This is a genomic window from Armatimonadota bacterium, assembly GCA_013314775.1.
GTDB lineage: Bacteria > Armatimonadota > Zipacnadia > Zipacnadales > JABUFB01 > JABUFB01.
This window is the reverse complement of record JABUFB010000021.1, coordinates 1-13,737: the sequence shown is the minus strand read 5'-3', so window position 1 is coordinate 13,737 and position 13,737 is coordinate 1. Positions and strand designations below refer to the sequence as shown.

The following is a 13,737-nucleotide window of genomic DNA, read 5'->3' as shown; positions in this document are numbered from 1 at the left end:
GCTACTCAACGTCTTTTGGACGTGCTTGCGCCGCACTTGAGGCAGTCTCGATCCGAAACGGAGATACAAAGCATGAAACTGGTCACCGCCGAGCAGATGCGCAAGATAGACGCCGCCACCATAGACAAGTACGGGATTCCCGGCATACTGCTCATGGAGAATGCGGGGGTTCAGGTTGCCGATGCTGTGCGGGAATTGATTCGAGAGATGCCGGGCGCCAGGGTCGTCGTGGTTTGCGGCAAGGGCAACAACGGCGGGGACGGCCTGGTCGCGGCTCGTCACCTCACCAATGACGGAACCAACGTGCGCGTGGCCCTCTTGTGCAACGGTGCCGACATGGCCGGCGATGCCGCCGCAAACTTCCGCATAGCCCGGAACATGGGCGTAGCAATCACCGAAAACGCCGATCTGGAGGCCGTGCGCGCCATGCTTGGACGCGCAGACATCGTCGTGGACGCCATTCTGGGCACCGGCATCTCTGGGGAGGTCCACGGGCTTCCCCGCGCGGCGATCGAGGCCATCAATGATTCCGGCGCCAGCGTCGTCAGTGCGGATATCCCATCCGGCATCAACGCCGACACCGGGCAGGTCGCGGGTGTTGCGGTGATCGCTGACATCACCGTGACTTTCGGCGCCATCAAGCTCGGGCTGGTCCAACACCCCGGAGCCACATTCTGCGGCAGTCTGCGCCTGGCCGAGATCGGCATCCCCCGCAGCCTCACATTCTCCACCACCATCTCTGCCAATCTTGTGACCGAACCGATCGCGTCATTCCTGCTGCCTGCGCGCGCTGACGACATCCACAAGGGCGATGCCGGCCGCCTCCTTGTGCTTGCCGGGTCGGTGGGCATGACTGGAGCCGCAGCGCTCTGTGCCCAGGCTGCCATGCGAACGGGCGCCGGGTTGGTCACTGTCGGCTGTCCCGAGAGCCTGAACGATATCCTCGAGGAGAAGTGCACCGAGGCCATGACCGTGCCCCTTCCGGAGACGCTGGAGCGCTCCCTCTCCACCGCTGCAACCGCGAGGATTCTCGAACTCGCAGAACGCAGCGACGCCGTGGCGCTGGGGCCGGGGCTGTCGCAGAACCCTGAGACTTTCGCGCTGGTACGCGAACTGGTGCCCTCCATCACCGTGCCCCTAGTGTTGGATGCCGATGGTCTGAACGCTCTGGAGGGGTCTCCGCAGGCTATCGCATCCCGCTCTGCGCCGACGGTGATCACCCCCCACCCGGGGGAGTTGGCCCGGCTCATGACGTCGACAATCGAGGCCGTCCAGGAGAACCGCGTCGATGCTGCCCGGCGCGCCGCCCGCGAGACTCAGGCAGTCGTCCTCCTCAAGGGCGCTGCCAGCGTGATCGCCCAGCCGTCTGGGGAGGTGTGGATTAACACCACGGGAAACTCGGGCATGGCATCCGGCGGAATGGGCGACGTACTCACCGGAATGGTCGGCGCGCTTCTTGCCGCAGGCGCAGGTCCCGAGTCCGCCGCAATCGCTGGGGCGTATTACCACGGCCTCGCCGGTGACGCGGCGGGGAAAGACGGCGAGCGCGGTTTGGTCGCAAGCGATGTGCTCAAGTCCATTCAGGAGGTCCTGCCGGACTAACCCACCCAAGGAGCCTTGTGCCAATGACCCCAGCCGACCGGAGCATCCTGCGCGACCTCGCGCGCCGCATCGCCGAAATCGCCGCCGACCCAGTTCAGGACCAGCGTCGGAGCCTCTGGTACGCCCAAAACGGGCTGCAGTCACAGCGTCCCCTGGTGTACTGCTCCCCAGAAGGCTCGTGGATCGAACTCATCCTGGATTCCGACCTCGTCTGCGAAGACGATGACGCCCGGGGGCTTGAGCGCGGCCTGCGCACCCGGATCTACGCATTCGAGCATTTCATGGATGATCAAGTCTGCGACGACCAGTTCCTCGTGCCCTACGCTGTTCATAGCACCGGCTGGGGCATCGGGGCGGAGTACCACAGGCCCGAGGAGTCCCGCGGCGCCTATGTCTGGGATGCACCCGTCAAGACCCTGGAAGATGTAGAACGCATCCAGACACCCACCATCCATCACGACGAAGATGAATCCAAACGTCGCTTGGCCTTCTACCAGGACCTTTTCGGCGACATCCTCGACGTGAAGCTGCATGGTCGCTTCTGGTGGGCTCTCGGCCTCATCGACGAATGGACCAATCTGCGTGGAATCACCCAGACCTACATGGACATGGCGGATTTCCCCGAAATGGTCCACGCGGGCATGCGCCGTCTTATGGAGGGCAAGCTCGCCTGGCTCGATGCCCTCGCGGAAGCGGGATTGCTTTCACTCAACAATGGGAATGATTACGTGGGGTCGGGTGGATTTGGCTTCACGAACGAGCTCCCGGCGGAGGACTTCACAGGGCATGTGCGCCTCAAGGACCTCTGGGGTTTCTGCGAAGCCCAGACCATGTCCGAAGTCTCACCGGCCATGCATGAGGAGTACGTGCTGCGTTACCAGCTGCCCATCCTGGAGCGCTTCGGGCTCAACTGCTACGGCTGTTGCGAGCCCTTGCACCTGAAACTCGACTTCCTGAGGGCCCGGGTACCGCGCCTGCGGCGGGTATCCATCAGCCCCTGGGCAGACAAGCGCATGAGCGCCGAAAAGCTCAAGAGTGACGTCATCTATTCCTGGAAGCCCAATCCGGCGCCCCTTGCGGGCATCCAGTTCGACGAAGACTGGGTGCGCCAGGATATCCGCGAGACCTGCGATATCGCTCGCGAACATGGCTGTATCCTGGAGATCATCCTGAAAGACACCCACACCTGCAATCACCAGCCCTTGCGCTTCGACCGCTGGACCCAGATCGCTATGGAGGAGGCCCAGCGGTCGGCGGAATAAGGCATTCGACCCACACCCGTGGAGGTCACCCATGAGCCCCTGGCTCGGCTTCATCCTGCAGCTGCTCATCGCCGCGGGCACCGTCTGGTATGTACTGGCCTCCGTGCGCGAAGCGCAACGGCAGGTCCGGCCGCCGGAGGCGCCCTCCTCAGAATCCCCCTCCGACGCCCAATTCCAGCTCCACCTATCCCAGGTGAAGGACGTCGCCCGGGACGCCCGGAGACACGCGGAAGACGCCGCCCGGGCTGCATCTGAAGCGCGCCAGGCGCTGGATGCCCTTGGACAATCGGGGGCTCTCGCGTCGACTTCCCAGGCGCAGGCGTCCGATGTGGTCTTCCGTGAGGATCTTGCCCGGGAGACCGCGGCACTGAGGGAGATGCTGGAACAAGTGCGATCCGTCTCCAATGCCGCCCGCGCTCAGGCCGAAGCCGCAGACCGGCAGCTTCTGGACATGAGGGAACGCCTCAACGTCCTGGGCGACATGCTCGACAAGCCTGAGGACCGCACCGAAGGCCTCTTTGCGGTCTGGATTGCCACCATTATCGAAAAGCATCGGGGCGAGATCCGCGCCCTTGAGACCATGTCTGAGCCGGTACGGGAGATCGAGGGCTTGGACGTGCGCGCCTTCTGCGAGCAGATGAACCTCATCGCCCGCCTAGTGGACCCGGAGCAAGGCCTGGTGCCCCTCGACTGGTTCCTGAAGCACTGGGGGATGACAGTCTCGCGCATCGGGGACATCCTGCGCGGGTACATCGCCCTGTGGCGTCGCGAAGCCCGCCGGCCGGACGCCCTCAAGGATCTCGAGTGGCTCATCCGCCGCTGCCAGGAGCATACGGCCAAGTAGCCGGTCAGAGGGACTTCCAGCCGTTGGCCTTCGCCGTCCGAGTGACCCATCCGGCCCGGCAGTTCGTCTGTGCGGCCTGGGTGAGGCCTGCCGCTCCCGTCAGTCCTCACGGGACGCTCACTTGGCCCGGTCCCTTGTCCGGTGCCGCTCCTGCCGCTGCGCGTGCCCACATCGGGCTGGTTCTCGTGTATGCCGTGAACGCCGACGTCGGCTCCGAAATCACCAGCATTGACCCGATCTCCCACGCCAATCGCCCGCAGTCCATCCACTCGCCACAGACTGCGTCGCACAGGAGCAGCCCAATTACCATGCGGTTCGGCGTGGAGACCTCCCCCAGTTCCCCAGCCACCAGCAGGAGTCGTCTCACATTCCCGTCGACCGTACCCGGCATGAGAGCCAGTGTCGCCGAAATCTCCACCCATGGTCCACCCGCGTCATACTCCGGTCCCAGCAGCGCTGCGGTCTCGTCGAAACGGTCCAGGTAGTCGTGAAACGCGGACCGCTCCTGCGTCAGTTCAGCGCTGTCTCGTCTGGCTGCCAGCGGGTGCAGGTTCCAGTCCGCCGCCACCGACGCCGCCAGCGCGTCACATGGCGTTGTGTCAGTCGCGCGCTCCTTGAGCGATGCCCAGAGGCTCTCCACACGCGCCGCAATCTGCGTCGGTGACAGACGCAGAGCGCATAACCGGGCCGCCACCGGCTCGCTGCTGGGGCCCAGCGACCAGCCCTGCATCCGCAGTCGCTTGAGCACTTCCCAGCAACGATCAATAGCCGCGTCGTTCACCGCGCCGGCGCACATGAGACATACCGTTGCCAGCCGGGTCTCATACAGGCCCGCGCACCAATCACGGTTCATGAGCCGGTTGGCGTCGAGAAAGCGCTCCCACAACTCGCCCGGGTCATCCTTCCACCGGCAGAGCTTCGCCAGCACCGGCAAGCGGTCGTAATTGAGCCAGCGGTGCTGAGTCGCCAAGCGGTTGAGTTCCCGCAGCCGCGCCGCATTCGTGTCGTACCGGCTCACGACGGCGGCCGCAAGATCAAGCCGCGCATCCGGCGTGTGCCCGACCTCCAGCAGTTCCCCACGCACCGACCGAAAAGCACAAACCCGGGCAGCCAGTCGGCCATCCCGGGGCATCTCGCGCTCGTATTCATCAGACCACAGCCAGCTTCTGACCGTCTCGCGTCCCGTATCGGTGATCTGGACCGCGCCGTCGCCGGCGGTCGCGCACAGGTCCAAATCCAGATCCACCGCGCCGCGCTTTGACAGCTCCAGCCACTGCTCCTTCGCCTCATCCGTGGCCCCATCGGCCGCAGCCCGCAGTGCATCGGCCTCGCTGCGTGCAGCTGCGCGCGCCGGCGGAGAGAGCTTCACCAACATCGACCGCAACCCGCCGGGCTTCTCGCGCCGGGCCGCATTGGCCCGGAGCGCTTCGGCAATACGCAACAGCTCTGCATGGCGCCTTACCAGTGCGCAGGTCTCAGGATCGATCCACCTGGCCAGCCCCGTCTGGACGAGTTCCTGCAGCGCAGCATCATCAGTCTCCGGCGCGCAGCCATCGGCGATTCGCTTCAGGCACTCATATTCGCAGGCGTTTTGGGGCATCATCGCCATCCCCCGCGCTCTGCTCCGCCCGGTACTCCGCTATTGCTTTCCAACCTGCTCGAGTACTTCGGCAGCAGTGCTCTCAATCCGCACCGCCTCGTTGATCACCGCCGCGGCTTTCGCGAAGCTCTGTCGCTGCACCTCGAGAGGCGCTCCCTGCTCGCCGTTCAGCGCCGGGAAGTTCTCCTCGAGGATCTGGGCCTCGCCCCGATAGAGCCCCGCCGCCTGGTTCAGCAGCGGACGGTCGGCTTCCAGCATCTGCGCAGACGCCGCATCCAGGAAGTCGGCGGCGGCCTTGCGCGCACTGATCAGGAGGTCCCGCGGCCTGCCGGACCACGGCGCCAGTCTGGCCAGAAAACCCGGATCGGTCTCGGGCTGCGACGCCAACTGCAGGTCGCCAGCGAGACGCTTCAACCCCGCCAGCCCCGGGACCAGCGTTGCGTATGTCCGCGGTTCGCGCACCATCGCAATCGCCTGTTCCAGCGCCCAGAGAACGGTGGTCCGCATGGAACGCGACTCAGGTCCCCGGGTAAGTACGTACAGCGGGAACTTGGCTTGGGAGCGCTCCGCCCCGGCCGGCTCAAGGGTCGGCCAGGGCCCGGACCATCGACTGACAAGGTCCCCCGGCTCATACTCCCTCTTTCCGAAGGGCGGCACGATCACCACAATGCGGGGTGGCTTCACGTTGTCATTGTAGGCCACTGCTGCGCCCCAGAACGCCCGGTCGAAGTCGCTCCCACTCATCTCCTCGCCTTGCAGTGATACCGGAAGCAAGCAGATCTTCCCCGCCTTCAGCGACCGCGTGAGCGTCTGGAGAGCGTCGGCCGGCGACGCGTCGTAGATCGCCTTCGCATTATGTCCCGCGGTCATGGCCGCCGCCCGCACCGGGCTTTCCGTGAAGGGTGCCATGGGCCAGCGCGTGGGGTCCTCGGTGTCATACACGAAAGCGAAAGGCTCGCCCGTCAATCCGGCGGCAAGGTCGGCCGACAGCGTCTGCGCGCCGGTCAGCTGCTCACCCGCAGACAGTGCGCCCAGCGCCGCCGCCACCGCTCCGGCATGGAACCCGCCAGTGCGCGAGTACGTACAACCCTCGAACTCCGCTCCGCGCAGTCGGCTGCCTGTGAAATCCGCACCCGCAAGCTGGGCATTGAGGAACTGCGCACCCGAGAGATCGGCGTGGCGCAATGTTGCGTTCACGAGGACGCACCCGTCGAACACCGCCCCGCGCGCAATCACCTCGTCAAACCGCGCATCCTGCATATCCACTAGGCGGAACGTCGCCCCGCGCAGAATCGCGTTCGTCCAGTTGGTCTGTACTGCCCTGGCATTGGCAAGCTGCAGTGCGGACAGGTCCAGGCCCGAGAGGGACGAACCGGACAGGTCCTTGCCGTCTGCAGCCATGGCGCGCACGGTAGCGGGCGACAGTCCGGCGAGTTCCTGGGCTGCGCAGATCAAAGGCGTCAGCGTCAGGGCGAAGAGGAGCACGCCAGGGACGGAGCGGATCATCGGGTCACCATCCCATAAGGAGGATTACTGGGGATCATCTCGCCCAGCATTGTACAAAGGGGCCTCGCCCGCTGTCAAAGCAAGCGAGGGAGAACCAGACATAGAGATGGCTCTCCCCCGCGTGTGTGTCGTTCATACCGAGCGAGCGGCTACGCCCAGGTCATCTCGCCCCTCTCCTCAAAGATTGCGGCCTCCTTGAGGAACGCGATGGCCTTCAGGAAGCCCTCATTGCTGCTCATCAGGCTGTCCTCGTGCTCGATGGACAGGACGCCATCGTAGCCCACCATTCGCAGGGTGCTCAGCATGTCCTTCCATACGCCCGCGTCATGACCGTAGCCGACCGTGCGGAAGATCCAGCCGCGGTTGATCTCATCGCCGTAGTGCTTGGTGTCCAGCACACCGTTGACCTTAGCGTTCCACTGGTAAACCAAGCTGTCCTTGGCGTGGAAGTGCTGGATGAAGGACCGCGCGCCCTTGGCCTTCTCACCCAGCCAGCGCAGCGCCGCGGACGGGTCGATGCCCTGCCAGAACAAGTGCGAGGGGTCGAAGTTCGCGCAGATGCGGTCCGACCCGGCGACCTCCCGGAGTTTCACCAGTGTCTCCGGATTGTAGACCAGGAAGTTCGGGTGCATCTCGAAGCAGAAGCAGACGTCCATCTTTTCCATGATCTTTGCTTCGGCTTTCCAGTACTTCGCGGCAACGTCCCACTGGTAATTCAGCGCCGCGAGATGGTCCTCGGGCCAGGGAGCAACGACCCAGTTCGGGACCTTGTCCCCGGGTGCGCCGCCGGGCAGGCCGGAGAAGCCGTTGATGCACTTGACGCCCAGGCTGTTCGCGAGCTTTGCCGCCTCGCGCCAGGCATCATGGTGCTCCTTGGCAATGGCCTCATTCGGGTGCAGCGGGTTGCCGTGAACGCTCAGAGCCGAAATGACCATGCCCCGGCTTTCCACGGCTTTCGCGAGGGCCTCGCGCTTCTTCGCATTCTTGTTCAGTTCGGCGGCATTGCAGTGAGCATTGCCGGGGTATGCCCCCGCGCCCAGCTCAACGGCCTGCAAGCCTGCGCCTGCGAAGAAGTCCAGCACTTCCTCCAACGGTTGAGCACTCCATGCGGCCGACAGTGAACCGATCTTCATTGCATTTGTCCTCCCTTTGTATGATCTGACGCAGTCTGACGCGCTGAACTCAGCTCTCACGCTGCAGCTCGTGATGCCTCGCGGACGGCGCAGTGGTTGCTGTGCCCTCGGTCTTAGAACCTCGCTGCGAGGTCGTCGTATTCCTGCACGCTGAGCCCGACATCCGCCAAAATGGCCCGAATCGTGCTCCGGGCCGGGTCGCGCCCTGGTCCGCCACGATCGTCCGGCGTGCGTCGGGGTGAACGCGCCGCTTGTGCGCCCCGCCTTGTCTGGCGACCACGAAACCTAGGCGCTCAAGAAGCCGAACCATTTCACGCGCGGAAATGACCCGCAGCCGCCCCACTACGCGAGCCCCAACTGGACTGCACCGACCAACTCCTGGTCACCCTCACAGGCTCTGCTCGGCGCGTCCTCATCGTCGGCCAGGCACAACTCCACGACCTCCCGCAGCCGCGCGGGAAATTCATCCGAGTCGTGCGCATACCTATGGCAGCCGGGCAGGCTGGGGACGCGCGCGATCAGCACGCCGTCCTCGTCACGCTCTTCCACAACGGTGAAACGTCTCGGTCTCGGTCTTGGTCACCTGCCTTCGCTACACCTTCGGAACCTTCTCCCACTTCTTGCTCTTGTCCGCAATAGTGCAGGCTTCCAGAACGGCCTGGGTCTTGCAGCCGTCCTCAAAGTTCGGCCACGGCATCTCGCCGTCGGCGATGTTGTTCATCAGGTCCGCGACCGTGTTGATGAAGGTGTGCTCGTAGCCGATGATATGCGCCACCGGCCAGTACCGCGGCCCTCCTGCCGGATGGGACATCATCGGGTGGCAGTCCGCCGTCGCCTGGATCACTCGGAAGCCCAGCCGGTCCTCGGGGTCGCCGGCGTTGTAGTACAGGAGTTCGTTCATGGTTTCCAGATTGAACACCACGCTACCCTTGGAGCCATTCACCTCGAACCAGTTGTAGTTCTTCCGGCCGGCCGCGAATCGGGTTGCTTCGAAGGTCCCAAGGGCGCCGTTCGCGAACTTCGCCAGGGTGATGACGCCGTCATCGACGTCTACTGTCCCCATTGGCGCGCCTTCGGCAGCCTTTCCACCGAGCCCCGTATCCACCTGCGCAAGCTTCGGCCGCTTCTTGATGAACGTCTTCATGGTGCAGGCTACCTCTTCGATCCCACCCAGCAGCCATAGCGCCATGTCGATGCTGTGCGCCATCAGGTCGCCCAGTGAACCGGACCCGGCGATTTTCTTCTGCACCCGCCACATCATCGGCGTGCTCGGCGACATGAGCCAGTCCTGCAGGTACAGCGCCCGCCAGTGGTAGATCTCGCCCAGGTCGCCGTTCTCGATCATTTTCTTGGCCAGGCTGCATGCCGGGGCGCGGCGGTAATTGTGGCAGAGCATATGCAGTACGCCCGCATCCTGCACCGCCTTCAGCGCTTTCTTCGCATCCGCGAGGTTCGTCGCCAGCGGCTTCTCGCAGAAGACGTGCTTGCCCGCCTTTGCCGCCGCGATCACCATCTCCACGTGCTGGTTGTTGGGAGAGGTGATGTCCACCAAGTCGATGTCATCCCGCTCCAGCAGCCGCTCATACTTCGTCTCGGTCTCCTGCCACTGGAACTGCTTCGCGAACATTTCCAGACGATCTTTGGTCCGCCCACACAGCACCTTCATCACAGGAACCGCTCTGACTTCCGGGAAGTAGAACGGGACCTGACGGTAGGCATTGCTGTGCGCCCGACCCATGAAATTGTACCCGACCAGACCGACACGCACTTCTCTCGACATGACCGTGTCCCTCCCGTAAAGAGACGGAATTGGAGGACGGAGTCCATCCCTCGTCCGCTTCGATAGCTATCGATTATTCTACGGTCACTTCCCGGATTCCTGCGTGATTCTCGTCGATATGCACCTAATCTTGCTTGCGCCATCAGTGCACCGGACCGCGGCTGCGCTGTCGGCTTCGTCTTCTCGGTCAGCGATCTCCGGCCGCCACTCAGGATGCCACGCTGTTCACCTGGCCCGCGCGTGCAGCAGGCGACCTGCGTCAGTCCCGTGCCGGCTTAGCTGTACCAGAAGACGCGTCTTGCCTGTGTCTGGTAGCCACGCAAAATGGTTGACCACCGGCCTCCAGCGACCTATAATTGTAAAAGAATCGATAGCATAACTTGCACAAATATACACACGACGCCGATGCCCGTCCGACGGTCAGTCGGCCTTGCCGCCGTAATGCCGTGATTCGGAGGCAGAGATATGCGCCACCCGCTCAACGCCGTGCTCATCGCACTCCTCATCGCCGCCATGGTTGGCGCGCACGCGGAAGCCTTCCGTCCCCCGGCTGAAGTTGCCTGGTCCTTCGACGCTCGCGCCGCTGCCCGTGGCGGACCGGTTGCGGGTCCAGGACGGGTCTACGTGGGCGGAGACGATGCGGCCGTCTACGCCGTGAACATCGACACGGGAGCTCCCCTCTGGCGTGCCGCAGTGGGTTCGCGAGTCACTTCAGCGCTCGCGGCTCAAGGAGAACGAGTCTACGCCGGCACCGAAGCCGGGCATCTCGTCTGCATCCGTCCGCCTCTCATGCGAGAGGGCATTGTAGGGGTCGAGGAGTGGCGCTTCCTGGCAGGCGGAGCCGTCAATACCGTACCCATCGTCACGCCTGCGGCCCGCGTGGTATTCGGTGCCGATGACGGTTTCATCTATGCGTTGGATCGGCAGGGCCGCATCGTCTGGCAGTACCGCACCTCCGCCAGACCAGTGGGCGAGATCGCGCTCTACCGGGAACCCTATACCCTCCGCGACAATCGCCGTGTTCGCCTCGGAGACGACCTCGTGTATTGCGCGTCTCGAGACGGCGTGGTGCATGCGATGCGCGAACCCGACGGAAAGGCTTTGTGGAGTTACGCCACGGGCTCACCGGCCCATGCAGGACCGTGTGTTGCGGACGCGCTGGTCATCGCAGGCAATGAGGACGGCAAGGTTGTGGCTCTCCACGCCAAATCCGGCCGCCCCGCCTGGACCCTGACCGTGCGAGGCGCGGTGATGGCCACCCCCTCTCAGGCTGACGGTCACGTCTATGTGGCCTGCGAGAGTGGCTCCGTGTCGGCGATCAACCTGAGCAATGGAAAGGTCCTCTGGGAGACCCGCCTGTGCGGTCCGATTGTCTCCTCGAGTGTGCCCACCGCTGGCGGGTATCTGCTGGTGACCTGCCGGACAGGCATGGTCTATGCTCTGCGCAGGTCGGACGGACGCACCGTCTGGGGCAAGAATGTGGACGAGACCGTGACTGCCGGCGCGTCGCTCATCGGTTCCCGGCTGGTCCTGGCAACCGCGGACGGGAAGGTCCACGCCTTCGCCCCGGGTGGCAAGTGGCAGGTGGACGCGCCCCCGTCCACTCTGGACGCGGACGAACCTGCCGCTGAGCCGATGCCCGTGGAACAGCTTGCGGCCACCTGCAGCGCGGCCCCGGAACCCGCCCCGGCGATGCCTGCGGTTACCGAGCCTGCTCCTGCTGATTTCCCGAGCCCAGTCGCCCATGACACGCCGGTTACCGCTATCCCCGTGGCGATAGGCTCCGTGACGCTCCTGACCGAGACCGACGACCCCGCACAACCGGCCATCCAAATCGCGCGCGGCGAATGCGTCACCATCTGCGGACGGGCGCCGGAGGGAGCGGTCCAGGCCCGCCTGAATGACGTACCCATCGACCTTGTGGACGGCCGGTTCCACACCGTCGCGAAGTTTTCGGGCGCCGGGACGTACCCGGTCACCCTTGAATTCGCCCACGCTGATGGCCGGCGGACCTTCGAGCGTCGCGTCGTGGTCGTCAATCCGTCCGAACGTCCCGCTTCGTCGGTTCCCGCCTTTATCTCGCCGGACCGGGAGGGGTCAGGCCGGTCAATGCGCTTCACGTTCCGGCCCGCCGAAATTGATGAGCCCTCGGTCAGCGTCCTCACGATCCGCGACGAGAGCGGGGCAGCGATCCGGGAGTGGGCCAACGTCACCAGCGAGGAGACATCCTTCGAATGGAACGGTCGTGACCAGTGGGGACGCCTGGTGTCTGACGGTCAGTACGTCGCCGTCTACACGCTCCGGGGGGTAGAGCGTGGCGAGACCCTGAGTCTCTACCAGCCGCTCATCGTTGACAACACCGGCATGTAAGGATGTCAGGCCGGACTGCTCCGCGAACCCGATTCGTCGCTGAGATCCGCGAGCATCACGCAGAACGGCACGCTGTCGGGATACTGCGCGTTCAGGGTGCGGACGCCATCGGCCAGCGGGCCGCTTGTGATCTCCCGAAACCCGAGACCCTCCAGGAGTCGGCGCTCGGGCAAGTTGGTCACCGCGACAAGAGCCGCTACCGCGCTGTAGCCCATCTCTCGCGCCTTGCGCATGGCTTCGCGGTGCAGCCTGCTTGAGATGCCCCTGCGCCTGACCCGGCGGCTCGTATGCACACCGTCAATCCAGAGGTGATTGGGGTCACCCACGGCCCAACTCGGTACTCCGAGAGATAGCCTGCCGACCACTGCGCCTCGCCACACGGCAAACAGCGTGGCCATAACGGCGGTCTCACCTGGCCCCGAATCTGCCACCACAACCTCGCAGCGGCTCCCCAGGTCCGGCCATACGCGGCGTACGAGGGCCCCGATCAACGGCCGGCTGCGCGCTGACGCCAGTAGATCACGCGTTCCCATCAATAGACGCTTCGCCGGGCCCCGGAGTACCTCGCGCAACCAGACCAGACACCGTCCCACCCAGTCCCCTCGCTCATGTGTGGCCAGGAACCACCAGGCCTTGATGCGCGGGAACAGCCCCGGCATGACCGCCGGAACATCACTGCGAGTTCCCGCGCGCGTGACAGCGACCACCCGGCCCAGAATCAGGCTGCTGTCGTTCACACCATCAGCGCGATGGGGGAATCTGTCGCCGGAGGTGACGACCAGCTCGCGTCCATTGCGGCGGCCCGTCGCCAGGACGCGGTGAGCGAAGACCGGCCTTCCGAGAATCACCACCACCGCCCCGACAGGGGGTCGATCCGGGCATCTCACGACGTGGATAGTATCACCAGGGAGAAGAGTCGGGACCATACTGTGGCCCCACAGGGGCAGCGAGACCTCGAGACCTCGCTGCAACAGGTCGCGCCACAGATCCACCAGAATCTCGCACGACACGTGGCACGATGATTCGGGGTCAGCGCCGTGGGGCGTCGAAGGCGCGGCCATCAACCCATCACCGCTTCGCGGACAACGTCCACCACCGATGGTTCCGGCACGAAGGCCAGACGATATGCCGGCACTCGCGCCGCAGCGTTTTCACAGGCGGCAACCGCGCGCTGCATGAGTTCGCTGGAGTAGTACGGCGGACAACTTGCGGCCATGAGCCGCGCGCTGGCCTCGATGTGTCCGAGGCGGCTAAGGCGATTGCTGTCACCGTGCTCAATGAAGAACATGGCATTTAGTGGCACGCTGTCAGGCCGGTGGTAGGTCGCCGTGCCGTGCCACGGTGTTCCGTGCAGCACCGGGCCAGTCGCGCCCGGCATCATTCCAACGCGGTCATCGTTGAGGATCCGCGCTCCCGCATCATGCAGCAGGCCGGAGATAGTGCTCTTGCCCGCTCCGGACAGTCCACAGAAGAGACAACCGAAACCCTCAAACTCCAGGCCGGACCCGTGCAGATCGGGTAGGCGGGGTCGTTGCCGACCCCGCCTCCCACACCACCCGGCATGCGGGTCCGCACCGGGCGGTTCACGCAGCGGCAAGCGCCTCGTACCGTTCAAGTAGGCTGTGATAGCCCAGTTCCGC

The 13,737-nt window shown here is 64.7% G+C and carries 11 protein-coding genes; 4 read left to right on the top strand and 7 right to left on the bottom strand.

The genetic code is table 11. From position 1 onward, the window contains the following. The first annotated feature begins 72 nt into the window (after nucleotides 1-72). From HPY44_21215 to HPY44_21205, 3 genes are read left to right on the top strand one after another with little or no spacing between them, the layout of a single operon-like run. On the top strand, nucleotides 73-1,602 hold the full coding sequence (locus HPY44_21215) for an NAD(P)H-hydrate dehydratase (GenBank protein NSW58539.1): 1,530 nt from the start codon (nucleotides 73-75) through the stop codon (nucleotides 1,600-1,602). 23 nt (nucleotides 1,603-1,625) lie between these two features. Beyond that, nucleotides 1,626-2,864 carry a hypothetical protein gene (locus tag HPY44_21210; protein NSW58538.1) on the top strand — a complete coding sequence of 413 codons (1,239 nt, stop codon included), beginning with the start codon at nucleotides 1,626-1,628 and terminating at the stop codon, nucleotides 2,862-2,864. Nucleotides 2,865-2,895: 31 nt separating this feature from the next. Beyond that, complete coding sequence (locus HPY44_21205; protein NSW58537.1) at nucleotides 2,896-3,708, top strand: hypothetical protein; 813 nt, start codon at nucleotides 2,896-2,898, stop codon at nucleotides 3,706-3,708. Nucleotides 3,709-3,814: 106 nt separating this feature from the next. On the opposite strand, the gene HPY44_21200 is transcribed toward HPY44_21205, so the two are convergent. The 5 genes from HPY44_21200 to HPY44_21180 form a co-directional block, all read right to left on the bottom strand. Next, nucleotides 3,815-5,311 (bottom strand): hypothetical protein, encoded by a 1,497-nt coding sequence (locus HPY44_21200; GenBank protein ID NSW58536.1) that lies wholly within the window; start codon nucleotides 5,309-5,311, stop codon nucleotides 3,815-3,817. Between the two features lie 36 nt (nucleotides 5,312-5,347). After that, nucleotides 5,348-6,814 carry a pentapeptide repeat-containing protein gene (locus tag HPY44_21195; protein ID NSW58535.1) on the bottom strand — a complete coding sequence of 489 codons (1,467 nt, stop codon included), beginning with the start codon at nucleotides 6,812-6,814 and terminating at the stop codon, nucleotides 5,348-5,350. A gap of 149 nt (nucleotides 6,815-6,963) precedes the next feature. Further along, a complete protein-coding gene (locus tag HPY44_21190) occupies nucleotides 6,964-7,947 on the bottom strand; it encodes a sugar phosphate isomerase/epimerase (protein NSW58534.1) in 984 nt (327 codons plus the stop codon). A gap of 49 nt (nucleotides 7,948-7,996) precedes the next feature. Continuing rightward, nucleotides 7,997-8,227 (bottom strand): hypothetical protein, encoded by a 231-nt coding sequence (locus HPY44_21185; protein NSW58533.1) that lies wholly within the window; start codon nucleotides 8,225-8,227, stop codon nucleotides 7,997-7,999. A gap of 312 nt (nucleotides 8,228-8,539) precedes the next feature. Further along, the gene (locus tag HPY44_21180) at nucleotides 8,540-9,727 is read right to left on the bottom strand and encodes a Gfo/Idh/MocA family oxidoreductase (GenBank protein NSW58532.1); all 1,188 of its coding nucleotides are present in this window, start codon (nucleotides 9,725-9,727) and stop codon (nucleotides 8,540-8,542) included. A gap of 465 nt (nucleotides 9,728-10,192) precedes the next feature. Between HPY44_21180 and HPY44_21175 the strand changes: the two genes are divergently transcribed. After that, nucleotides 10,193-12,097: a PQQ-binding-like beta-propeller repeat protein gene (locus HPY44_21175; protein NSW58531.1), complete on the top strand. Its 1,905-nt coding sequence runs from the start codon at nucleotides 10,193-10,195 to the stop codon at nucleotides 12,095-12,097. A gap of 5 nt (nucleotides 12,098-12,102) precedes the next feature. On the opposite strand, the gene HPY44_21170 is transcribed toward HPY44_21175, so the two are convergent. Beyond that, entirely contained in the window at nucleotides 12,103-13,158 is a 1,056-nt protein-coding gene (locus HPY44_21170; protein ID NSW58530.1) for a GNAT family N-acetyltransferase, read from the bottom strand. Further along, nucleotides 13,158-13,478: a hypothetical protein gene (locus HPY44_21165; GenBank protein ID NSW58529.1), complete on the bottom strand. Its 321-nt coding sequence runs from the start codon at nucleotides 13,476-13,478 to the stop codon at nucleotides 13,158-13,160. Before HPY44_21165 ends, HPY44_21170 begins: the two co-directional genes overlap by 1 nt. Nucleotides 13,479-13,737 lie beyond the last annotated feature (259 nt).

What these genes read in the sequence shown, in the direction of transcription:
- HPY44_21215 (NSW58539.1), top strand. Translation starts at nt 73, where the DNA reads ATGAAACTGGTCACCGCCGAGCAGATGCGCAAGATAGACGCCGCCACC.
- HPY44_21175 (NSW58531.1), top strand. Translation starts at nt 10,193, where the DNA reads ATGCGCCACCCGCTCAACGCCGTGCTCATCGCACTCCTCATCGCCGCC.
- HPY44_21190 (NSW58534.1), bottom strand. Translation starts at nt 7,947, where the DNA reads ATGAAGATCGGTTCACTGTCGGCCGCATGGAGTGCTCAACCGTTGGAG.
- HPY44_21200 (NSW58536.1), bottom strand. Translation starts at nt 5,311, where the DNA reads ATGATGCCCCAAAACGCCTGCGAATATGAGTGCCTGAAGCGAATCGCC.
- HPY44_21210 (NSW58538.1), top strand. Translation starts at nt 1,626, where the DNA reads ATGACCCCAGCCGACCGGAGCATCCTGCGCGACCTCGCGCGCCGCATC.
- HPY44_21195 (NSW58535.1), bottom strand. Translation starts at nt 6,814, where the DNA reads ATGATCCGCTCCGTCCCTGGCGTGCTCCTCTTCGCCCTGACGCTGACG.
- HPY44_21165 (NSW58529.1), bottom strand. Translation starts at nt 13,478, where the DNA reads ATGATGCCGGGCGCGACTGGCCCGGTGCTGCACGGAACACCGTGGCAC.
- HPY44_21170 (NSW58530.1), bottom strand. Translation starts at nt 13,158, where the DNA reads ATGGCCGCGCCTTCGACGCCCCACGGCGCTGACCCCGAATCATCGTGC.
- HPY44_21180 (NSW58532.1), bottom strand. Translation starts at nt 9,727, where the DNA reads ATGTCGAGAGAAGTGCGTGTCGGTCTGGTCGGGTACAATTTCATGGGT.
- HPY44_21205 (NSW58537.1), top strand. Translation starts at nt 2,896, where the DNA reads ATGAGCCCCTGGCTCGGCTTCATCCTGCAGCTGCTCATCGCCGCGGGC.